Raw genomic sequence first — 22,587 nt, 5'->3', positions numbered from 1 at the left:
GGAGAAACACCTCAGTTTATGAACCTGGCACAGAACTTTGGGCACCCCGCTGCAGAAAGGGCACTTCTGATGACAAAAAACGACTCTAAACAACGCTCTATTGAATCGTTCAGCAAAGTTGGCGATGCTTATGTAAAAAGTGAAACCCATGCCAAAGGGGATGATCTTGCTCGCTTAATCGCCATAGCAAATCCTCAAAAATCCTGGGAGGCCCTTGATGTTGCAACAGGAGGGGGACATACTGCTTTGGCTCTCTCTGCATATGTAAAGAAGGTTGTCGCTACGGATATCACTCCAAATATGCTTGCATCCGCAGAACAATTTGTACGCAATCAAAAAAATGTGACTAACATTGAATTTAAACATGCGGATGCCGAAGATCTTCCTTTTGAAGATAAGACTTTTGACCTTGTCACCTGCCGGATAGCTCCTCATCATTTTCCCGAATGCCAAAAATTTGTGAATGAAGCCTATCGGGTGCTCAGACCGAGTGGCCTTTTTGTCATGCAGGATCAGGTATTACCGAAAAATAGAGCTGCAGGACGACTTATAGATGACTTTGAACAACTTCGGGATCCAGCGCACAACAGGGCGTACTCAGAGGATGAATGGTGTGAAATGTTCAGATCGGCAGGATTTATAATTGAACATACTGAATGCTTAACCAAGCGGCACGAATTCGATAAATGGGCAAGGAGGGTGGTAGATTCTGACGCAGTTGTACAGAATTTGATTCAGATGGTAAAAAAGGCTCCAGTTGAAATGATAGATTGGCTGGCCCCACTTCCTGATGTCGCATCATTCCATCTTCCAGGCTCAAGTTTCATAAATCACCACCTGATTATCGCTGGAAGAAAATAATTGTCTTGCTGGCTATGTGTCTAATTCATAAAAGGAATTAAGGCGTAAAAGGGCAACTCTCTTGCTTAGACTTGTTATGTTTACTTAAAAATCAGAGGCGAAGGGGCTCTGTGCCTCTCAGTTGGATCTTTGGACCCGTAGCGCCTCAATGATAGGATCGAAATTATTGCAATTTTTTTCAAATAAAGACGTTAACGGACGGCCGTTTACCTCGATATCAAGATCCATTTCGACCTGCTTGCCTTCTTTGTTGTCTGTTCGGTTTCCGTAGACTTGCTTGTTGTACAAAATGATTTCATAGATCTGTTTCTTGTTGAAAACCCATTTTTCCTCATGCTTTTTGGAGACCAGTACAAAAAAATCGCATTTCTCCACTTTGTTTTTCCATGCGTTTTCTGCGCCCAGGCCTGCTTTTAAAGCTCTTCAAGATTTGAGACAATCCAATATCAGCCAAGGGAGAAAGGAGTAATATTATATTCTTTCATCTTTCTCCATAAGGTGGATCGGTCGATACCCAGGCTCTGCGCCGTTTTGCTGCGATTAAAATTATTTTCACGAAGGGCCTCAATAATAAGGTTTCTTTGCTGGTTATGGAGAGAAAATGACACTGGGGGAAATATTTCAGCCTTATGTGGTTGTGGAGAAATTTGTGTATTTCTGTGGTTCTGATATCTGGATTTCAAGACTGCTTGTATTTCCTCTTTATCAATTGATCCGGTCTGATTCAGAACTATGAGTTGTTCGCAGACATTACTTAATTCTCTGATATTTCCAACCCAGGGGTAAGTGCGAAGTGTTTTTTTTGCCGCAACGGTTAAGTGTGCTTTTTGCAGGGCATGGCTGGACGAAAATTGATTGATAAAGTGATCTGCGAGAATTTCGATATCTTCTTGTCGTTCTTTTAGCGATGGAATATTCAGGTGCAATACGGACAGGCGGAAATACAGATCCGCCCTGAACTTGCCATCTTCCACCAGTTGCCAAAGGTTTTGATTGGTGGCGCAAAATATTCTTACATCGACGGGAATGATCTTGTCATGTCCCAAACGCATGACTTCGCCTTCCTGAATGACCCGCAGTAATTTACTTTGTAAGCTTAATGGTATTTCCGCAATTTCATCGAGGAAAATAGTTCCATTGTGAGCAATTTCAAACAGACCCATTTTTCCTTCTTTTGCTGCTCCCGTGAACGCACCGCCAATATAACCGAAAAATTCGCTTTCCAGCAGATTGTCAGGTATGGCTGCGCAGTTTACGGCAACGAAAGATGCATCTTTTCTGATGCTGGCATTATGCATACTCTGAGCGAAAAGCTCTTTTCCTGTACCTGTTTCGCCGACTATCAGTACGCTTGAGGAGACGCCAGCAAATGATTTTGCTTTTCCAATGGTGTCGCACATGATTTTGCTCTTGCCAAGAATGTGTTCAAAGGTGTGTTTTGCATGGTGATCCCTATGGTGTAATCTTTTACGGATCTTGGTTTCTCTCAGCTGAACTCTGGAGATCTCCTGGAACGTTAAAATACTTCCGATCTCTTCATTTCCAAGTGATGTGACATCTTTGTTTAATATGATTTGGTTACTTTTTGATTTCAGGAGGACGTTTGAATAATTCCTGTTTTTTGCTAACAGGGATTTGAAAGTGCTATCAGGAATAATGTCTTCAATGCTGGAACCCAACGAGTTTATTTCATCGACCTGGAGAATTTGGGCCGCAGTAGGGTTGATCTGCACGATTTTCTTTTCATGATCTATCGCTATGATACCTTCACCAGAATGGTTGAAAATTGTTTCAAAACGTACGGTATGCTCACGCGATTGACGCTTAATTTCAGAAATTTGCTGAACTTGTGTAAGAGCTGCCCAAATTGATTCTGAACTTGAATGTAATAGCCTTGCCTGGAACCCGGCGGACTGTGCAAGCTTGACGACCGTTGCTCCTCCTATGAAATGACGACAGCCATTTTCTAAGGCATATCTGAAAAGGTCGGATATGGCGCCTGTACCGGCGGCATGGTGGTGAGGTTCTATTAATATCAACTCCTTGCCGCAGATCTCTTCGGCTCTTTGAATTTGATAAGGAACAAGGCCCAGTCCGATGACGGCAATTTTATGCTGGAGCTGACCATTTTTTTCCAGGGCTTGCACCGCGAGGGTTATGTCGGCAGTCGTAACTGGTACCCGGATAACCGGGACTGAAGGGATCGCCTTAATGAGATTGGTTGCCAATATGCCGCGCGCAACGATGGCATCGGCATTCAGTCCTCTTGGGACAAGAGGGACGGCGTCGATTCCGACGACGACCTCAACGTCAACATAGCTCCTTGCGGGGTAAGACTTTATATAATCCTTCCGATGCTCTTCAAGTAGGGCATTTATTCTTATTTTTCCTTGTTCATTAGGAACAATATAGAGGATTTTCGCCATTCGGATGCCTTTCTTCTGCAACAAATATTTGACAATATGCCATGATTGTTGCAGTTTGCAACAAAGTGTTGTTGTTGATCTTCTCTGTTACATCAATTTTCTGGTTTGTGCCATTGGTTTTTCGGCTAAACAGTTGTTTTTTTAAATATTCCCGCTTATGAGCTTGCACAATTTCGGATAGAACAATATTTGGTATGTGTTTTGCTCATTCTAAGAAACGCCCAGTTATGAAATTACCATGGTTCAAAGTTCATCTTGCTGCTTAATCCTCAAGAGTTATCTAGTTTTGTCCGGAAACGGCTCTTTTCCGCTGTGGCGGCGTCAATCTGCGGACTTGCTTGTGGGACGTAAAGTACTACGTCTCAGTACAAGTCCTTGATTTTATTGCCATTACGGAAAATTGCTCGTTTCCAAATCAGAAAAGGGCTAGTTGCGATTTTGATTTTCCGGATGGCAACTGTCTGAAAAAAAACTTAGTTGGGGCTTTGGAATCCAATAGAAATCTTCTGTCTGGAGGTGCCCCTATCACTCATGGATGGCTTTTAGTCGAAACGACAGTGAAGGCACTCAAGGTGATTGAAGATAAATCCTTGCTGGTAAGCCATTGCTCAGAGGTTCTGAAAAAAAACGGCCAGCCGCTATTGTTTACTCCGCCTGATTGGCATGGCCCGCAGATTGTTAAATCTGTTGTTGCAACTGCTACAGAGTTTGGACCGCAATTTACTGGAATCCCCATGATTTTGCTCAGGGTGACAGGGAAAAGAACTCGCTGGATCCGGCAGGGACTTAAACGCACTGAAGTGGTCAGTATGCCGCCCATGTTTCATGTTCATGGTGCCAGCTATGAATTGGATAGTGGGCACGGAGACGGTGAGGCGGGGATGGGGTTGCGCCTGAGCCTGCCCAAAAGCTTTATCCAACGTTATTTACCTGAACGGTCCCATACTTTTGATCTGCAAACAAAGTTTGGCTGCGTCGATAACAAGTTCAGAAGGTTGGTTATTTTGTTGGCGCAAGAACTGGAAATGGGCTTACGGAATGGGCCAATGTTTGCAGAAGGACTGTCGCTTACCATTTTGGGGCTGCTGGATCAGCATTATGGTATCAAGAGTTTGACACTGGATGCCCCACAGAAGATGTCATTTAAGCATAAGGCAAAAATTACTGAACTTATCGACGCCTCTCTCGGCTCAAATCTGACAATCGAAAACATGGCCGAAGCATTGGACTTGAGTCCGAGTTATTTCTGTGCACTGTTCAGTGCAACCTTTGGAGCCCCACCTCACAAATATGTTACTCAGAAACGTATTGACCGTGCAGCTTATCTATTGCGTTCCGAACCCCAGAAAAGCCTGGCAGAAATTGCTACCTCAACAGGTTTTTCCAGTCAGTCGCACTTAACGGGTGTCTTTAAACGCTACATGAAGCAAACCCCGGCACGCTACAGAGCTTACTAATCCCGAGCGTTAACTTCTTTTTGCAGTAAATCAAATTTATCAGAAGTATCTATAAAAAAAAGGATGGATTTGGAAGACAAGGTCCGGAATAAAAATTAATATCCATATAAATGATAGCGCTATCATAATGCGGAATTTGTTTAAATTGTTATGTTGATATTCTGATTATTGAATGAAGTTGGAAAATTATATAAAGGTTTGAAAGATAATTAAAATAATAATTTATATCCGAGCCTAGCGACTCATGTCTGTACGTTTAAGTAAAGCTTGATAGAGATATCTTAAAATTGAAATAAGTAAGCGAAATATTTTTCTTTTTTATTTGGTCTTCTACGTTCAGTTTCCGTTGGTTACTGAACTTAACTTGCCTTATGGCAACTATTTAAATTTAGGGAGGAAATATGAAAAAAATCAGACTGTGGTTTTCTCTATTAATTGTTCCTTTGTGTCTATTGCTTTGGTCGTGTGGCGATGACAATAACACCAACACTAAAAGCAGTGCCACAGCAACAACACAGCAATATGGTCTGATAGTTTCTGATCCGGAAATCATTGATAATGGCAATGGCCAGTCGTATGTCATCGTTGATATGATGACCCAGGGAGGGAACATCACGGTTCAATCCGACCTGACCGCTTCAGATAACATTGACAGCGTTACGGAAAATCTTGTTCAGGGCTATCTGGTTGATTATGTCGCGACATCGTCCGCCGAAAGTTACATTGCCTCAGTTCCAGAAGATCCATCAAAGACCTTTAACAAGGTTCTGGGCGTTTCAACCGGTACACCGGTGTTTGACTCAATGAAGTATGGTCCGGAATTATCGCCAGTCAATAACGAAGCAGGTCGGATGGTTGCTGCTGGCTGGGTTTATGCAAAAGACGCTTCCAGCACCAAAACGATCACGGTTGGTGATGGTCGCGTGCTCACCGAAGATATCAGTGGGCGCGCGTTGCCGGAACCGATGAAGCGATATGAAGAAACCTATACTGTTTCCAATAGCGCCCTCATCTATAATATCAATACTGATGATTACAGTTTGTCGAGTGTATCAGATTTTGCGTCAATTCCTGTAACTAAAGATTATGACTACGCAACAATCAACCGGCAGGAAGCCTACCTGGTTTTTGATAAAAACTTCACCAAAGCAGATGCTGCAAAAGTCGTCGCCATTTATTATTTCCTGCCACAAAACGAATCGGACGGCAAACCTGCCTGGGATGTTCCGACCGGTAGCCAATTGCTGGCCGACAAAGGAACCGATCCCGTTTCTGGGAAAGCTTACGTCGACATCGTCTCAGGTAAACCTTCCTCAACCCCTTATGCTGACAGTACTGAACCTTTTGAAATTGTCAAAGGTTTCTATTATATCGGTGATAATGAGGTAGCCATCTACCTTATGGTTGCTGACATGGGAACCCCGAACGATACTTCAGACGATAGACTGTTTGTGTTTGATGCTGGTTGGCCATCAAGTGGTTATCAATACTGGAAGAATATTGAGGCTATGGGGTACGACCCGCGTAATGTTACCGACTGGATGCTCAGCCATGGTCATGGTGACCATTATGGTACGGCAGTCGAGTTGATTACCATGATTGAGAATGCTGGTGGATCAGTTAATGTCTGGGGTCCAAAGGAAGATATCGACGGGATCACTGAGGATGCTCAAGGCAATACTTGGGATCTTGCTGGGGCATTGCCTGCGTCACAAACATTTCTTCGGGAAAAATTTCAATATTACACTTACGACACCTGGATGGACTATGGCAACATCCAGATCATGGCCACCCCGACCCCCGGACATACCACGGGAACGGCATCATTTGTCTTTAAAGTTAAAAACCCGGACACGGGAGAATATGTTTCCTTTGGCTACATGGGCGGTTACGGTTTCAACGGCCTTTACACCCCGACCGCAAGCAACGGTTGGAAACGCCTGAATTTCCAATTGGGCCTGGCCTGGCTGGCACAGAATATTCAAGTCGATTATGTTTCTCCTCAGCACACCAACCAATATCCCATTGTTGAGGTTTATCAGGCGCTGAAAGCCTACAACAACAATCCGGCTAATGCCGGCAAGCAACTGACTATGCTCGATGCTTTGACCTCGACCATGGCAAACGACAAGGATGGTATCGCTACTGAATTTATGAACTTTTGTGAAAAACGTTATCAGGTAGCAACCAACGGTATCAGTGAGCTAAACAACGCTAGCTACAGCAGTATCGAAAACACCGGTCCATTTAAACCTGGTCGAGAAAATGGGGTTCTTGATGCGCAGGTTATTCTGAAAGATGGTGGCAAAATCGTTCGTGGCTTCCACGGTGCCCAGAATGTCAATCCACTTATTCCTCTGCTTAAAGACGGTATCGTCATTGCCAAGGATAATTATGTAGCAGACGAAGACGGTTACTACGTTCAATTCTATATTGATGTTGTTGATGACTACGAGGGTTACCTGCCGGATGGCTACCATCAAGATGAGCTGACCTATGCAACTATCAATGGTGATAAAACTCTGACTGCTATCGATTATGTCGGTGGGCCAATCGAATCTCTGCATGCGGCAGAAGGGACTCCAGAAGTACTGAGAACCCAACGCCTGAGTTCACTGGCTGATGCTCAGGCCATTCTGAATAGCGTACAGAACGGTGGCACCTATTATGTCGACCTGACCAAGGCCAGTGCAATTATTGTTCAGGATGCTGTCGCAAATACCTTTACGGCGGCAAAGAAACACTAAATCCGCTTTCAGCAGAAAATGTGTATCTAAGGTGTGCCTGAAACCAGGCACACCTTAGGGTTTTAGAGAACATTTCAGAGACCCAAGTGTTACTCTGAACGTTTGCAGTGATGCAATCTCTCGCAAGAGAAGGACAGTTATGTTGAATAAGTATATTTCAAGGATCATCTGTTTTTTTCCCTTTTTGGCGATGCTGTTTGTACTGAATGCCTGCGACAGCGATAGCAATCATGATAAATCTGAAAGCCTTTCATTAGTGGAAGCTTCCGTTACTGTTGGTGATGAACAGAGGACATTCTCTTTGTATCTGCCTTCAAATTACGATGATCTCTATGAAAGCGATGCCAGACAGATACCTTTAGTTTTTTCGTTTCATGATGACGGAGAGACCGGACAAATTAGCGCCGATAACACCCGCTGGCAGGAAATTGCTGAGGAAAATGGCTTTGTTGTCGTTTTTCCTAATGCGATTGATGGAAGCTGGAATACCAGTCGGTCTGCAGACGGCGCAGATGAAGTGGCTTTCACTTTGGCCATTTGGGAATACATTCGTTCAGAATACACTTTATCGAGTGGAAATCCGGTCTATCTCACCGGAATCGGGACTGGAGGCAGTGTTGCTCAACAAGTTGCAATGATTGGTTCCAATTTAAGCACCATTCAAGTCATTTCAGCAGTGGCCTCAATTCGGGGGACAGCTGACGATGCCGTCTTTAATCTGCCGACAGGCTCAGAACCGGCTGGAGCTTCGCTTCCCTATACATCCATGGCAGTGTGGATGATGACAGATAATGACTCGCTGAGTACAGCAGAAACCAAACAAGCTCAATATTGGAAAGGTGAAAATCTGAACAATATTGCGGCCACTGCAACCGGCACAGATATTAGCGATGAGAATTTCACCACTACTTCTTACCAAAATGTCGACAATTCATTAAGTGAAGTGAGAATTTCAACCTTTAAATCCCCTGAGCTTACCGGAAAAGAATTAAGCCGCACAATTTGGAACGATATGTTTTCGAAAGTTCTACGTTTTCTCGATGATACCCGAGTTAATGGTAGCCTTCATCCTTGGGAATCAATTGCTGAAATGGGACTCATTGAAGAGTCTAAAAAGTTTTCGGAGGCTGCTGGCGGTACTCACCGTTGGTTGACTTACCTTCCTTCGAATTATGGGGCGCTGACAGCTAATGGGGGTAAGTTGCCCCTGGTCCTTTCGCTCCACGGTCGTAAAGGGTCTGCTCGCTGGCAGGGCATGTTGACTCAATGGCACGTTACTGCAGAAAAGCATGGGTTTATAGCTGTTTATCCCCAAGGTACAAATGCAACATGGCAATTCGATTTTGCTACTGAGCTGGTTGGTCCCAATCCTGATGTTGAATATATTCTTGAACTTTTACAAGAGCTTGAAAGCAAATATGCCATAGACACCTCTCGGGTCATCCTAAATGGAACGTCCATGGGGGCTTACTTCACCAATCGGATTGCAGTCGAATATCCGGAATTATTTGCAGGGATTGCGCCTTGCTATTCTGGCCACTTACTTCCCGATATGTACGAAAATTATACCAATTACCCTACTATTCGGACTGATGTTCCCATTCCTGTCTGGCAATGTAGAGGAGGCGATGAGCCAGACAACGCTTACCCATTTGGTATCGATAGCCAGGAAGCAGCCCGTAAGTTTTGGCGTGTTGTTATTAACGGATATCCTGAAGCTCCAGATGGAGTAGAGGATAATGCAACTCCTACTGAAACGCAGATTGATGGGCGCAAAACGACAAAAATCTTTAACGATGGTAGTGGATTGGCAGAGTATCGCTGGCAAGTCACGGACTATGTACCACACTTTTGGCCCCCAAAAGATCAGGCAGAGAAAATGTGGACGGAAATGTTTTCAAAATATCAACGTGTAGGAACTCAAATTATTAAAGTTCAGTAAGTTGCAACATAATTATGATTATTTAACATTTTTCGCACCATTTCACTTATTGGAGGTTTTGAAAACATGCGGAAGAGACGTTTATCTTTAGCTGTTTCATTAATATTTATGGTGGGAGCGATATTCATGCTTTCCGGATGTAGTGACAGTGATAAGTCTTCAGATTCTGATATCCCTGTTGTCGAGGCACAAACGCTGCTTGAGGCAGCGGATATAACTATCGATTACGACGATTACTATGGTCAGAAAATTCAGGGCTATTACAACTTCGATTGTGTGGTTTCTGACACCGTTACCCGGACTGCGAAGTTCTACATTCCGGAAAATACGGTATTTAATCAACCAACGGTTTTCGTTGGTGTGCCTGATAATGAAAACACCTGGAAATTCTTGGTTAAGAGCGGCTGGAAAGCTCTGGCTGATGAAAAAGGGTTGCATATCGTATTGATGGAGCCCAAAGACGGTGTCTGGGGAACTGATGAGGAGGAAATTGCCTATATCAGTGCTCTTAACCAGGATGTTTCCTATCGACCTTTCTTCTGTGCCTTTTCCGCCAGCTTCTACGGTATCGGCTACGGGGAAGCAGCCGATTTGCTTCAGAAGCAAAGTGTTAACAATCCCAAAAGCTGGGCAGCAATCGCGCTGATGGGTGCGACCGGTATGACCGCGTCTGAAGTTATTTCCTTGCAAGAAACCCCTTCAAAAGTAACCGGTGTTTCTCTGGCCGAAGCTCAGACTCCGGTCTGGATTGTTGCGGATGAGAAAAACCCTGGCGTCTCCTCACTGATCGATTTTTATAAAAGTGCCAACCACAGCCAGGACGCTCAAGCCGCCGCCGACTACGCCGATGAAGTTTATCTGCCGATGGAAGGCGGGTCCATAGATGATGAGTGGTGCGCCAATGTGGTCTACACCTCTGCTGACTGGACCGATTGCGTTAATAAAACTTATGCAGAAAGCATCTACACTGAGCTTTTCGAAGGAACATATCGTTACCCAGGAAATGCCAATGGTGCCCTGCGTCGTCCCGGTGAAATTTTTGCCCGCGGGTTTGAATATTTTGAAGCCCAGGTTGCCGGTGGTTATTACCAGGATGGCAGAGATGTTTATAATCGTGAGTGGTATGTCTATGTGCCTGAAAGTGCCCAGGCAAAGATAAATAACGGTGAGAAGGTTCCGTTGGTTTTCGTGTTTCACGGTGCCGGTGGTAGCGGTAATGAAATTGGTGATCGCTCTGGCTGGGCAACCGTCGCTAAAGAGAAAGGTTTCATTATTATCTGCCCAACGGCTTCACATGAAGTAAGCATTCGTGAAGTCAGCAACATCACGACCAATGAATATTTCCGCGCTATATGGAACGAAGGCAGCGCAACCGAAACACGTCCGAGTGATCTGAAATTTGTTGAATATCTCTATGATTGGATGCTTACAAATTACAGTATCGATACCACACGGGTTTATGCCAGTGGTCAATCCTCAGGCGGTGCTATGACCTGGGCTTGTGCCGGGCAGTTACCTGATCTGTTTACTGCAGCAGCTCCGATTTCCATGGCTGGGACCATATTCGTAGAAAATAACCCTGTTGGTACCTCTCTGGTTCCTATCGATTGTTACATGGGCGAGTTGGATTCCGACTTCACAACTGACCGCGCTGTCACCAGCATTGATAACTTCGTCAGTCTCTACAATACGGTAGAGAAGTACGAAGACTATACCTTCAAGGTCAAAGGTGAAGAACGCGCAGGAACCGATTATACCTCCCAGACCGGTGAAGAATATTACGGTGAAGGCAATAACTACTTCACTAACTATCTCTTCAATACCGCTTCCCGTGTGCCTATGCTGCGTTTCGTGGAAGTTGCTACCAAGACCCATGCCATCTGGCCTTCTGAATGTTTTGACGTCTGGTCGAAATGGTTTGTTAACTATACGAAAGACCCGGTTACTCATGAGCTTTATTATCAAGGAAATGCCGTCAGTACGGCTCAGTGATTTTAAGGCATTCAATAGAATAAGGTTAATTACGTAGGCCTTGATTTTTAAGAATCTTGACAAGGTGGCATGATTGTCTGGCCACCTTGTCAAGAATAAAAACAAAAACGATCAATGATAAGTTGCGTATTAATTCTGGGGCGGCGTATTAATTCGTCAAAGTTTCAGATTTTTTAAAACTGCTTAAGAACGAACTGTTTCGTAAAGGGGTAAATACATGAGAAAATTTTTTACAAGCTTACTCGTTTTGATATTCGCAGCAGGCTAATCCTGAAGATGGGTCCCCTATGACAAAGACTCCAACTTTGTTTTCGACAAGGAATCCATCATTCCATACAGCAAAGACATTAAACCTGAAGTTGTCGTATACCTTGACAAGACTCTAACCGAGATTTATGCCGAAGATAAAATTTAGAAAGTTCAGAAAAAAAATCGTTCTTCATACCAGACTTTATGCCTTCAACCGAATCTGGACCCTATTATGAAGCAAAGATGCAACGGATTAAGACCATTATTGACGGTATGAAATAAACAGGACTCTTCATTCAATGTTTATGAATATCCGCAGGTCGGGGTGGCAGCCGAATTGTGGATGTGAAAAAACTGCCTCCATTTTTTGTGAGTCGATTATCGAGATGGCCTCCCCTCGATATCGGCTCTTTTTTTAAGCTATATGTATTCTGAGGTAGGTTCGGGTATTATTTCTTTCCGTTATGAAGACGAGTATCGGTTTTTTAATTTTGAATGAAGAACCTGGTAAAATATAATCTATTGTGAAATTGAAGACTTATTTGATTTGTTGACAAAATACTTGTTCCACCAGCAACATCAAGAAATGTGTTGATATCAGAAAACCCGGGACATGGCCCAGTTTTCTAAGCCTTTTGGTTTCGTGTAGTTCAAGGAATCATCGTAAAATTTATAGGTAATTTGGCCCCCGTCCTGGTTGATTTTACAATCAAAAAGCCCTTCAACTCACCAATCAATAACCTCATTCACAAACCTGTCGGTTCGCCAATTCCTCTTCCGGCAGTTCCGGTGCTCCTTCACTTAAGGAGATACCGCTGAGAAGGACATCCTCTCCCATTTTTTCCAGCAGCTTCAGGAAATTCATGACCAGGTAAGGGTTGAGCTGGGTGCCGGCGATATCCAGCAGCAGGCCGCAGATTTTTGGCAGGTCCCAGGGTTCTTTGTAGGATCGCTTGGTCCGTAGGGCGTCAAAGGTGTCTGAGATCATGGTCATTTGACTGCAGACATTGGTCTTCCAGGATTTAGGCATTTTGGGATAGCCGGTCTGGTCATAGCGCATGTGATGTTCAAAAGCGGTCAGAATGGCCAGTTTGGGGATTCCATCCTGGCTCATCAGGTATTGTGCGCCACGGGACGGGTGTTGTCTCATCCGGTTCCATTCTTCTTCGGTGAGCTGACCGGGTTTGCGAATGATTTCCTTATCAATGAAAATTTTTCCGGCATCGTGCAGCATCCCGGCAACGCCGACATCGCGAAGCAGGTCTTCGTCCAGGCCGAGGGACATGCCCTGGGCGATGTTGAGAATGGCGACGTTCAGGGAATGGGTAAAGGAATATTCGTCTTCCATGCGCAAGGGCACCAGGGCCAGCAGAGGATTGGCCTGCTGCTGAAACGCGGCGACGAAACCGGCGACGATCTGTGCGGTTTCCTTGATGTCGCACTCATCCTTGTTGCTGAGACTGGCATAAAATTCCTCCAGGCTCTGCAGCTCTTCCGGAGTCAGGTCTTCGAACCGCGCGATCGGTCGTGGCGCATCGTTATTGTCCTGGATATCGATGAGTCCATAGCGAATATGCGGTGCCTGCTGGTCCAGATCCTCTACCGCTGCAACGCCGAGAGCCACCTGGAAAAACAAGATGATTTCATCATGGTTAATCCCTTGGCGGAAACTGATGAATTCTATGTTCCGGGACTGCAGTCTGCTGGCAATGCGTTGGGTGTGCGGGGTCCCTGGCAACGGCTTGCCGTCGTAAAGCAGGTCTTTTTTGATGCTGAAAAAGGTCAGTTCCTGCTGGCTGTGCAAGAGTGAATACAGGGTGTCCTGAAATCGTGGCAGCAGCAGTCCGACCCGATTATGTTCGATGGAATAAAGGGACGCGGTCGCCAGGATGGACGACATCTGTTGCAGTGCATTTTCGATGGAATAGCGATCCAGTGGTTGACTCATGCTTCACTCCGTCCCGACAGCTTTTGCATGACCTGTTTCGCCTGCAATTTTGCGTCTCCAGTTCCTTCCTCTAGCTGTTGCTTCAATAATGGCATGGCCTGCTCGGCGGGATAATTTTGCAGGGCTTTGACGATTTCCAGTTTCAGTTGATTGTTGGTCCGGGCATGCAAAAGTTTTTTATTTTTAAGGAGTTTGGCAAAAATTGCCAGGGCGCGCTTTTCCCGGTGTTTGCCGAGACTGTGAACCACGGCCTTTTTGATTTCAAAATCAAATTTAAAGAGTTTTTCCTCCTTGAGTAATGTCAGCAATTTGTTAATCAGTTCCGGTATATGAACCAGTCCAAGCAGAGAAATGGCGTACAGGACGTCCTCGTGATTTGCAGAAGACAGGTTTTTTTCAAGCTGTTTCAGGGAAGACACATCTTTGAGTAACAGACAGGTTTTTAGCGCCTCCTGGCGCACCCGTTGATGCTTGTGCTCACGAAAGGGCCTGATTTGCGGCAGGTCGTCCTTGTTGCCCAGGCTTCCCAGCAGAAACAGCATGTTGCGAACGACATACCAGCGCCGGTCAGCAAGGTGAGGGCTGATCAATGCCGAGATGTTGTCAACGGATGTCCCGATCTTGCGCAGGTTGTTCAGGAACAGCAAACGCGCGGCCCGGTCTGCCTCAATGTTCACTTCTTCCAGCAGATGAGGGACGAATGCCGGTCCGAACAGGCCGATCAGTTCATTGAGCAGCGGGTGGCAATTTTTTCCTAACCGTGCTGCGTCTTTAAGGGCCTGAGAGTAGAAAGTGTCCGGAAGCAGGTGGGCCAGCGTGGCGATTTCGTCTGCGCTTTTGCCTTCCAAAAAACGCCGGCACAGATCAACCAGACTGCGATAATCGGCTGAGGCAAGGAAAAAACCGATGGCTTCTGCCAGCTGTTTGTGCAGCACGGTCAGGTGCGTCTGATCCGCGCTGTGCTCGAGAATGTATAATGCTATATTTGCAATCTGTTGCTCAATCCGGACGTCTTCCAGATCTGTTTTCAGCTTTTGCAGATGCGCATTCAGCGCCTGCGGAATCTGTTGCCTGGAAAGGATCTGCCGGAGCGTCTTCTGGTAGCGTTCAGGGACGTATTTATCGAACTGGTCGGTAAGAAGGAGTTCTTTGGTCTGTTTGATCCGTTCTTCACGGGTTGCCTGGACAACGGCTAGTTCCTCTGCTGATGCCAGATTCCTGGAACCGGCGAGTTTTGAAATAAGCGACATGACGATCGGTGAGACATGGCCGCTATGCCGGGAAACCTGCTGGAAGGCGTCCAGAATCGCATCATCTGAGCAGCCGTTGAAGAACAATTCGGCATTGTTTTTCAGCAGCTGCAGATTGCAGACCCCGGCTAGGATGCTCTTCCTGGTCTCTTGATCAAGGGCATTGATAAAGCTGGCCAGTTTCAGGTAGGTCGCGGCTTTTTCGCTCTGAACCTTTTGCGACTGGGCGGCGCTGACCGATTGATTCACAAGCTGCGACAGGCCTTCTCGTCCAGCATTGCGATGGTCCTCCTCGCCCAGCTTGAGCAGGGCGGATATTTTTTCCGCCAACTCGGCTGGAGAGATCGTGTCGCTGTCAATCTCTTCCTCAATGTCCTCTGCAAACACGGCCAACAGTGCCCGGGCAAATTGCTGCCAGAATTCGTTTGCTGATTGGATATGTTCAAACAACCGGCTGTCTTTATGCCCTTCCAGAAGATTGAAATCCTCGCGGGACATTTCCGTGACCTGCACCCCGGTGATTTCGAGCTGCTCCAAGCAGGCGCGAATACCGCCTTGATCCCAGGTTTCGGAGGGTTTTCCCATGAGCAGGCGCAGGAACGCGTAGAGTTCGTTGACCGTCAGGTCCGGAGTCAGGCTGAAGGTGGCGATGCCGTGCTGAAACATGCAAAAAGCAAAGTTGGTAAAGAGCTTGTTCTGCGGGCTCAACGGTTCCCCGTTGAACAGGAAACTGTACTTTGCCACGCTGACCTGAATGATGATTTCCTGGTGGAAGCATTCCGTCAGTTGTCTCACCAGCTTGTCTGTCGCATCCCGGACAATGGCATTCTTCTCGTCGTGGAGGCTCAGGTGTTTGCTCAATATGAAGAGATTGTGCAGAACATCGGCGACTCGCGCACGGGATGAGTGATTGTTTTTCATTTGCCCCTGTTTTGTCGGTGACCCGAGAAGAGATGAATCAACCAGATATTGAGGTTCAAAATATCACACATCATTAAGGGATATCTATATGGGGGCTGGGAGGGTTTGAGAAGGGCCCGAAAAACAAAAGGCCTAGCCGGATGGGCTAAGCCTTTGCTTGTCAAGTGGTACCGAAGGCCGGAGTCGAACCGGCACGCCGTGAGGCAACGGTGTTTGAGACCGTCGTGTCTACCAATTCCACCACTTCGGCACGAGAAGGACGATTATAGTTCTGCAGCGCGGTTTGTCAACCCTGTATTGTCTGTCGGAGCAAAATAAATAACATTTTCCAGCTGTCCCCCTGGGAGAGGGCCTGGCCGTCAAGACTGAGCAGCGGGCGGATGTCGATGAGCGAGTTGGTGATGAAGGTTTCATCGGCGTTGTGCAGCTCGGTCAGAGTCAGATCGCGCTCTATCACATCCAGATCGAGCATGGTCCCGAGTGTGAGCAGCTGCTGGCGGATGATGCCACCAAGCACCAATTGCCCGCAGGGCGGGGTGGTCAGGGTGCGCTCCTTGCGGATGAAGATATTGCTGGTTGCTCCTTCCAGAACCAGGCCGTTTTCATCGACAAAGATCGCCTCGTCGGCCTGTTGGCTGAGCGCGTAATTTCTGGCGTAGAGACAATCGGCATAATTACCGTGTTTCAGCTGGGGCAGGTGGCTTAGCGGGTTGACCCGGCGGTTCGGGGCGATGACAGCGTTAAGACCGGCCGGCCATGCTCCTTCCGGCAGGCTGGGGTAGTCGCTGGCGGTCAGGCAGAACCAGCCTTGTTGCGCCGGGAAATCGAGCCCGGTAAACTCCCCGCGGCCAAGGGTCAGGCGCAGGCGTGAGCAGGGGGCCTGCAGCCGTTTGGCGACCTGCTCCAGGGCTGCTTCCAGCTGGGGGCGGTCGCAGGGAAAGCCGGTCAGCGTGGCGGCCTGCTCCAGGCGGTCGAGATGTTCTTTGGCAAACGCCACGGTCTGCTGGTTGGCCTTCATGGTTTCGAACAGGCTGTCACCGAACAGGACACTGCCGTCCTGCATCGCGACTCTGGCTTGTTCCGGGGCGATGAATTCACCATTGAAACAGATCAGCATGGTTCAGTCCTTCCTTGGCTGGAGAACGGTCCGCAGTGCTTCGCCTTTGGCCAGACATTCGTGCCATTCCCTGACCGGGACGGAATCGGCGACGATCCCGGCCCCGGTCTGGTAGTTGAGCAGGTTGCCGAAGCGTTGAAAACTGCGGATCAGAATATTGAGGTCCATGTCCCCGGTGACGCTGATAAAACCGGCGCTGCCGGTGTAACTGCCGCGGCCGACGGGTTCCAGTTCGTCGATGATCTCCATGCAGCGTTTTTTGGGGACCCCGGTGATGGTGCCGCCGGGGAAGGCTGCCTTGAGCAGGTCGAAGGGGCCGCTCTCCGGGGTGAGCCGGCCGCTGACATTGGAGACGATATGGGTGACATGGGAATAAGGTTCCAGGACCATGAGCTCGTCGACCTCGACGCTACCGAATCGGCAGACCTTGCCCAGGTCATTGCGCGCCAGATCGATGAGCATCATGTGCTCGGCCCGTTCCTTGGGGTGGCCAAGGAGTTCCTGGCGGAGTTGGTCATCCTCCGGCAGGGTGAAGCCACGCGGGCGGGTTCCGGCGATGGGGCGTGCTTCGGCCAAACCGTTGCTGAGGGAGACCAGCCGTTCCGGTGAGCTTGAGATGATCTCCAGGTCGGGGAAATTCAGGTAACAGGCAAAGGGGGAGGGATTCAATTCGCGCAGCTGGCGGTACAGCTCGGTTGAATCGCCCTTGATGGTTCCGTCAAACCGGCACGACAGATTGACCTGATATATGTCGCCGCTGAGGATGTACTCCTTGCCCCGCTCTACCATGGCCATGAATTGTTCCTGGGACAATATCGGCTGAGGCTGTTGGATGACCGAAAAAGAGCCGACCGGAGGGCTGCCGGAAAAGTTTTGAATCTGCTCTTTCAGCTCCGGCAATTCCGGACCGCCGGGCAAAGCGGCAAGGATCAGCCTGGCGGAGCGATGATCGTAGACCGCAGTGGCGTCGACCCAGTAGAGGTCGAGGTCAGGGGTGGGCAGATCGCGGATTGCCTGGCGCGGAAGGTCCTCGATCGAGGCGGCGAGGTCGTAACTGAAATAGCCGAAAAAACCGCCCGGAAAGGGGGATTCGCACTTGATCGGCAGACTGCGCTCGGCAAGGATGGCGGCCAGGCTCGCAAAGGGATCGCCGGGCAGCCTATCGCATCGGCCGCCCTGGCTGCGCAGCAGCTGGCCGTCTCGGAGCTGGTAGCGTTCCTGCCAGCTTAGCGGCACAATCGAGTAACGCCCGGTCTTGGGTCGGGGATTGAGGGTTTCCAGAAAACCGGGCCCGTCCGGGCAGTGGTGCAGGTATAGTTCCAGCGGGTCGAACGCGGGCAGGTTGAAAGAGCAGCTTCTGATCATACCGGCTTCCGGGCAAGCAGGCCGACCAGGGTGCCGCCTTTCTTGGAGGGTTCCAAACCTTCTTCGTGAACCAGAATCTCCCAATCGGCAAAGATCTGTAACAATTCTCCCGGTTCCAGGACCATTTTCGGTTCCAGTCGGCAGGGTTCGCCATCTCCGGCGCTGGTAAAGGTGCGGATCATGATCAGTCCACCGGGCTTGACCCGCTCCCTGAGGTCGAGCAGCAGCGGCCGATACAGATAAAAGAAGTTGATCACCAGGTCAAACTGCTGCTGCGGCAGCTGCGGGCTGTTTTCCAGATCGGTTTCCAGGGTGGTCATGGCGACGCCGCGCTCAGCGGCCTTGTCGGCCAGTTGCCGGAGGGCCACGCTGGAATAATCGAGAGCGGTGACATTGAAGCCCTGTTCGGCCAGGAACAGGGCGTTGCGACCGCGGCCGCAGGCCACATCAAGGGCGCTGCTTCCACTGAGCAGGCGGTGATGCTGGAGCAGCCAGGAGTCGGCTTGCCAACCGTCGCTGAAGTCTTTGTCGCTCCAGCGTTCATTCCAGGATTGACGTTCGTTGCTCATGATCAATAGTCCGTGGTCATTGTTTCATCAAGAACACCGCCAGCAGGGTCAACAGCACAGCTGCCGCGCGCCGCGGAGTAAGGCGTTCACGGTAAATCAACACCGAAAGGATAATGGCGATGACAAAATGCATTCCGGTTAACAGGACAATGGCCGACAGGGGTCCGGTCGCCATGGCCTTGAGCAGGGCGTAGAAGCCGAAGAAATTGAGCACTCCCATGACCAGGCCGATGATCAGCGCTTCCTTGCGGCGGCCACCGGGCGCGGTCGTTTTCCAGTGCCGATTGATTAGCACGGAAAAAACGGTCCCCATGCTGTAGGTCAGGGTCATGAACCCGGCGGTATCGGCGTGCATTGCGGCCAGTTTGCAGGAGACCGAAGAGATCGCCCCGCAAAAAACTGCGGCCAGAATAAACCAGAGCCCGCTGCCGGACCGGTGGCTCAAGGTCCTGTCCCGTTTGACCTCGCCGCCGAGCAAGGCAACCACGCCCAGCCCTAGAGCGACACCCAGCCACTGCCATGGCTGCAGGGTTTCATGAAAATAGATCAAAGAAAAAAGAATCACCAGCACCAGGCTCAAGCGGGTGAGGGGATAGGCGATTCCAGCTGGCAGACGCTTGAGCGCTTCAATCTGGGCGATGGTGGCGCAGGCAAAGGAGCTGCTGTTAAGCAGGGCCAACAGCAGCAGCACGGTCAGACTGCCGGTACTGGGCTCGCCGCTGCCGAGATAGGCGATGCCGCTTAACAGCGCGACCGTAGCCATGAACACCGCCGTGGTCAGGGACGAACCGGCCCCGCGTTCTGCGGCAACCTTGTATAAAAAGCGCTGCGTCCCGAGCAGGAGCAGCGCGACAAGGCTGTTGAGATACCAGGCGGCCATGGGCAGCGTTTATCCTTGGCCGGTGGTACGGTTCTCCGTGGCCAGAATCCAGTGAATGACCCGGCGCGGGCCATGCACTCCGACGGTCATGGTCCCTTCGATATCGCCGGTGCGACTGGGGCCTGAAATCTGCGTCAGTCGGGACGGGAGCGTCCCCGGGTTGGCCTTGAAATAGGCCTTCAGGTCGGCAAACAAGGCCTCCTTGGTGCTGATGGCCAGGTGGACTTCCGGGAGCAGCGAGGCCAGGGTGCCGTGGCTGGGACCGGCGGCAAAGACCATGGAGCCGGTTTCGGCCAGGAAGGCTTTGCACCAGGTGACGCCGAGCCGGGCGTTGATCAGATCGTCCTGATGCCAGCCGGTACCGTGGACATTATCCTCGGTGGTGGTCAGATGGCTGGCACTGGCTTCCAGAACACCGGTGACCTGCTGGAGGATTTCTGTCGGCCAGCAGCCACTGGGCAGGGCGGTGCAGGAGATCGCTTCAGCTTCAATGAGAGCCTGCAACTGCGTGGCGAGTTGCTCACGAGTGATTTCAGCCAGTTCAACGCCGATGGCGGTGGCGCGCTGACGATACAGTTCGAACAGCTCCTCCTGCGTTGGTGTGGCAGGGGAAGGGGCGACTGGAACGGCCGCCGGTTTGGCCGGTTGCTGCTCGCGGATCAATTGTGGCGGATCCTGTTGATTGGGAATCCGTTGTTGCCACCACTGGCGGAATGACTGCTCATCGCTCGGCGTCGGCAGTTCTCGGCAGCTCAGCCAGTTGGCTGCGGCCTGGTTGGTGGCTCGTAACAGCGGCGCAATCGACTTGTTGCGCAGCAGTCTGCGCACGGCAGCGATGCCGCGCCGATAAGAGCCGGGATAGGTCGCCAGACGGGCCGGCAGCATGCTTTTAAAGGTCGCCTGGCGGTTGCGGTTGCGCAGGGTGCGGTGGAAGCTGCGCAGCGGCACTTTGACCGCACAATAGTCGACGCAACGGCCGCACAAGGTGCAGGCGTTGGCCAGATCCGGATAGATATTTTCCCCCCAGATCAATGACGACAGCACCGTCCCCATGGGTCCGGAATAGGGGGATTCATAGGCGTGCCCGCCGACCGCGTTATAGACCGGGCAGTGGTTGAGGCAGCTGCCGCAGTGCAGACAGTGGAGAATCTCCCGCCAGGGCCCGGCAGCGATGTTGGTGCGGCCGTTGTCGAGGAGCACCACATGAACTTCTTCCGGGCCTTCGCACTCCCCAGGCCGGCGCGGGCCGGTAGTCATACTGATGTAGCTGGAGGCGCGCTGGCCGGTGGCGGAGCAGGTCAGCAGGGACAGGAAGTCGGGTAGGTCCTTGATGCTGGGGATAATCTTTTCCATGCCGACCAGGGCCACATGGACCGGCGGCAGGCTGGTGCACATGCGGCCGTTCCCCTCGTTGGTGACGATGGTCACGGTGCCGGTGTCGGCGACGGCAAAGTTGCAGCCGGTAATCCCCATGCCCGCTTCTAAAAAGCGATGGCGCAGCACCTTGCGAGCGAAGCGGACCATCCCTTCGACATCGAGGTTATCCGGGGCGCAGAGTTTTTCTGCAAAGAGGCTGCGCACTTCGTCCTGACTGCGGTGGATGGCCGGCGCGAGGATGTGGGACGGATGTTCACCGGCCAGCTGGATGATGAATTCGCCCAGGTCGGTTTCCGTGACTTCGATGCCGGCCGCCTGCATCAGCTGGTTCAAACCGACCTCTTCACTGGTCATGGACTTGGATTTGACTGCGACCTGAACGCCATGAGCCTTGGCGATTTCGGTGATAATCCGTCCGGCGTCAGCGGCGTCTTTGGCCCGATGGACAATGCCGCCCTGGCGTTCAACGTTGGCGGCGAACTGATCCGCCCATTTGGCCAGATCCCCTGAAATCTCGATCTTGCGGGAACGGCCCCAGTCGCGCAGGGCCTCGAAATCCGGTTTGCCGGCCACGGTTTTGGCGCGCATGTCGGCAAGGACTCCGGCGGTCTTCCTGACCGCGGCGCGCAGGCGAGCGTCGGGAATGGCTCGGGCGCTGGCCAGGCGGAAGCTATGACGGGTCAGGGATCTTTTCATGCCCGGCCTCCTTGCAACGCTTCGGCCATTAACTCCGCCAGGTGAACAAAGCGCTGCCGGTTCATGCCCAGGCGTTTGGCGCCGTTGCTCAAATGAGTCAGGCAACTCAGGTCAAGGGCGGTGACAACCTCGGCGCGGGTGGCGACGATGGCATCCAGCTTGTCCTGGAGCAGCTGACCGGACACCTCGGGCAGCTTGACGCTGAAGGTGCCGCCGAAGCCGCAGCAGGTGTCGGCGTTGGGCAGGGGGATGAACATGTCGCCGCACAGTTGCTGGAGGTATTTTTCCGCGACGCCGACCAGGCCGATGCCGCGCAGGGTCCGGCAGGTCGAATGGTAAGTGGTCAGCACCGGGGCGGGCAGAGCCGGCAGCTGGCGGATCCCGGCTTTATTGAGGAATTCACAGAACTCAAAGGTTTTGCTGCCCAGGGAGACAAAGCGTTTGTGCAGGGCCGGGTCGTCGGTGAACAGTTCCGGGTAGCCGTTGCGGACGGTGTCGACGCATGAGGAACTGGGGGCGACGATGGCCGGGGAATCCTCGAACACCTCGAGAAAATGCCGGGCCAGGATCCGCGCCTCGGCCGGTTCGTTGCTGTTGAACCATTTCTGGCCGCAGCAGGTCTGGCTGGCGGGGAAGGCGACTTCGAATCCGGCGGCTTCCAGAACGGCGACACAGGCACGACCAACGGCCGGATAAAGGGTTTCTGCGGAACAGGTTAGAAATAGGGCTACGCGCGAAGGCAACAACATGTCAATCACTTCCAAACTGGCGATGAACTTATCGGCTGTTG

At 50.3% G+C, this 22,587-nt stretch carries 14 protein-coding genes and 1 tRNA gene; 5 read left to right on the top strand and 10 right to left on the bottom strand.

Going from position 1 to position 22,587, the window contains the following annotated elements:
* Nucleotides 1-18 precede the first annotated feature (18 nt).
* A complete protein-coding gene (locus N909_RS0100810) occupies nt 19-861 on the top strand; it encodes a class I SAM-dependent methyltransferase (RefSeq protein WP_051689416.1) in 843 nt (280 codons plus the stop codon).
* Nucleotides 862-1,307: 446 nt separating this feature from the next.
* Here N909_RS0100810 and N909_RS0100800 read toward each other — a convergent pair whose 3' ends face one another.
* On the bottom strand, nt 1,308-3,287 hold the full coding sequence (locus tag N909_RS0100800; protein ID WP_029909938.1) for a sigma-54-dependent Fis family transcriptional regulator: 1,980 nt from the start codon (nt 3,285-3,287) through the stop codon (nt 1,308-1,310).
* A 338-nt stretch (nt 3,288-3,625) separates the two neighbouring features.
* Here N909_RS0100800 and N909_RS25500 point away from each other — a divergent pair, with 338 nt between their 5' ends.
* From N909_RS25500 to N909_RS0100780, 4 genes are all read left to right on the top strand, one after another.
* Nucleotides 3,626-4,744, top strand: coding sequence for a helix-turn-helix transcriptional regulator (locus tag N909_RS25500; protein WP_155005833.1), 1,119 nt, complete (start codon nt 3,626-3,628; stop codon nt 4,742-4,744).
* 401 nt (nt 4,745-5,145) lie between these two features.
* On the top strand, nt 5,146-7,491 hold the full coding sequence (locus N909_RS0100790; RefSeq protein ID WP_029909933.1) for an MBL fold metallo-hydrolase: 2,346 nt from the start codon (nt 5,146-5,148) through the stop codon (nt 7,489-7,491).
* Nucleotides 7,492-7,630: 139 nt separating this feature from the next.
* Nucleotides 7,631-9,433: a CE1 family esterase gene (locus N909_RS0100785; protein WP_029909931.1), complete on the top strand. Its 1,803-nt coding sequence runs from the start codon at nt 7,631-7,633 to the stop codon at nt 9,431-9,433.
* A 66-nt stretch (nt 9,434-9,499) separates the two neighbouring features.
* The gene (locus N909_RS0100780) at nt 9,500-11,425 is read left to right on the top strand and encodes a CE1 family esterase (RefSeq protein WP_211253896.1); all 1,926 of its coding nucleotides are present in this window, start codon (nt 9,500-9,502) and stop codon (nt 11,423-11,425) included.
* A 991-nt stretch (nt 11,426-12,416) separates the two neighbouring features.
* Here the strand turns inward: N909_RS0100780 and N909_RS24255 are convergent.
* The 9 genes from N909_RS24255 to N909_RS0100735 all read right to left on the bottom strand — a co-directional run bounded on the left by N909_RS24255 (nt 12,417) and on the right by N909_RS0100735 (nt 22,546).
* Nucleotides 12,417-13,622 carry an HD-GYP domain-containing protein gene (locus N909_RS24255; protein ID WP_029909928.1) on the bottom strand — a complete coding sequence of 402 codons (1,206 nt, stop codon included), beginning with the start codon at nt 13,620-13,622 and terminating at the stop codon, nt 12,417-12,419.
* Nucleotides 13,619-15,793 carry a HEAT repeat domain-containing protein gene (locus N909_RS0100770; protein ID WP_029909926.1) on the bottom strand — a complete coding sequence of 725 codons (2,175 nt, stop codon included), beginning with the start codon at nt 15,791-15,793 and terminating at the stop codon, nt 13,619-13,621. Before N909_RS0100770 ends, N909_RS24255 begins: the two co-directional genes overlap by 4 nt.
* Before the next feature lie 165 nt (nt 15,794-15,958).
* Nucleotides 15,959-16,043, bottom strand: a tRNA-Leu gene (locus N909_RS0100765).
* A gap of 36 nt (nt 16,044-16,079) precedes the next feature.
* Nucleotides 16,080-16,910 carry an aminotransferase class IV gene (locus tag N909_RS0100760; RefSeq protein WP_029909924.1) on the bottom strand — a complete coding sequence of 277 codons (831 nt, stop codon included), beginning with the start codon at nt 16,908-16,910 and terminating at the stop codon, nt 16,080-16,082.
* 3 nt (nt 16,911-16,913) lie between these two features.
* Complete coding sequence (locus tag N909_RS0100755; protein WP_029909921.1) at nt 16,914-18,275, bottom strand: anthranilate synthase component I family protein; 1,362 nt, start codon at nt 18,273-18,275, stop codon at nt 16,914-16,916.
* Nucleotides 18,272-18,844, bottom strand: a complete 573-nt coding sequence (locus N909_RS0100750) for a class I SAM-dependent methyltransferase (RefSeq protein WP_029909918.1) — start codon at nt 18,842-18,844, stop codon at nt 18,272-18,274. The genes N909_RS0100755 and N909_RS0100750 overlap by 4 nt, the downstream gene beginning before the upstream one ends.
* A gap of 16 nt (nt 18,845-18,860) precedes the next feature.
* Nucleotides 18,861-19,724 carry a DMT family transporter gene (locus tag N909_RS0100745; RefSeq protein ID WP_029909915.1) on the bottom strand — a complete coding sequence of 288 codons (864 nt, stop codon included), beginning with the start codon at nt 19,722-19,724 and terminating at the stop codon, nt 18,861-18,863.
* Nucleotides 19,725-19,733: 9 nt separating this feature from the next.
* A complete protein-coding gene (locus N909_RS24250) occupies nt 19,734-21,797 on the bottom strand; it encodes an LUD domain-containing protein (protein WP_051689414.1) in 2,064 nt (687 codons plus the stop codon).
* The gene (locus N909_RS0100735; RefSeq protein ID WP_029909908.1) at nt 21,794-22,546 is read right to left on the bottom strand and encodes a (Fe-S)-binding protein; all 753 of its coding nucleotides are present in this window, start codon (nt 22,544-22,546) and stop codon (nt 21,794-21,796) included. The genes N909_RS24250 and N909_RS0100735 overlap by 4 nt, the downstream gene beginning before the upstream one ends.
* Between the last annotated feature and the right edge of the window lie 41 nt (nt 22,547-22,587).

It is taken from the genome of Pelobacter seleniigenes DSM 18267, assembly GCF_000711225.1.
In the GTDB taxonomy this organism is placed as follows: Bacteria; Desulfobacterota; Desulfuromonadia; order Desulfuromonadales; family Geopsychrobacteraceae; genus Seleniibacterium; species Seleniibacterium seleniigenes.
The sequence above is the reverse complement of the archived record's forward strand: the minus strand, read 5'-3'. Positions and strand labels throughout refer to the sequence as shown.

Coding starts and splice junctions, on each gene's coding strand:
- N909_RS0100810 (WP_051689416.1), top strand. CDS start 19: ATGAACCTGGCACAGAACTTTGGGCACCCCGCTGCAGAAAGGGCACTT.
- N909_RS0100800 (WP_029909938.1), bottom strand. CDS start 3,287: ATGGCGAAAATCCTCTATATTGTTCCTAATGAACAAGGAAAAATAAGA.
- N909_RS0100790 (WP_029909933.1), top strand. CDS start 5,146: ATGAAAAAAATCAGACTGTGGTTTTCTCTATTAATTGTTCCTTTGTGT.
- N909_RS0100785 (WP_029909931.1), top strand. CDS start 7,631: ATGTTGAATAAGTATATTTCAAGGATCATCTGTTTTTTTCCCTTTTTG.
- N909_RS0100780 (WP_211253896.1), top strand. CDS start 9,500: ATGCGGAAGAGACGTTTATCTTTAGCTGTTTCATTAATATTTATGGTG.
- N909_RS24255 (WP_029909928.1), bottom strand. CDS start 13,622: ATGAGTCAACCACTGGATCGCTATTCCATCGAAAATGCACTGCAACAG.
- N909_RS0100770 (WP_029909926.1), bottom strand. CDS start 15,793: ATGAAAAACAATCACTCATCCCGTGCGCGAGTCGCCGATGTTCTGCAC.
- N909_RS0100760 (WP_029909924.1), bottom strand. CDS start 16,910: ATGCTGATCTGTTTCAATGGTGAATTCATCGCCCCGGAACAAGCCAGA.
- N909_RS0100755 (WP_029909921.1), bottom strand. CDS start 18,275: ATGATCAGAAGCTGCTCTTTCAACCTGCCCGCGTTCGACCCGCTGGAA.
- N909_RS0100750 (WP_029909918.1), bottom strand. CDS start 18,844: ATGAGCAACGAACGTCAATCCTGGAATGAACGCTGGAGCGACAAAGAC.
- N909_RS0100745 (WP_029909915.1), bottom strand. CDS start 19,724: ATGGCCGCCTGGTATCTCAACAGCCTTGTCGCGCTGCTCCTGCTCGGG.
- N909_RS24250 (WP_051689414.1), bottom strand. CDS start 21,797: ATGAAAAGATCCCTGACCCGTCATAGCTTCCGCCTGGCCAGCGCCCGA.
- N909_RS0100735 (WP_029909908.1), bottom strand. CDS start 22,546: ATGTTGTTGCCTTCGCGCGTAGCCCTATTTCTAACCTGTTCCGCAGAA.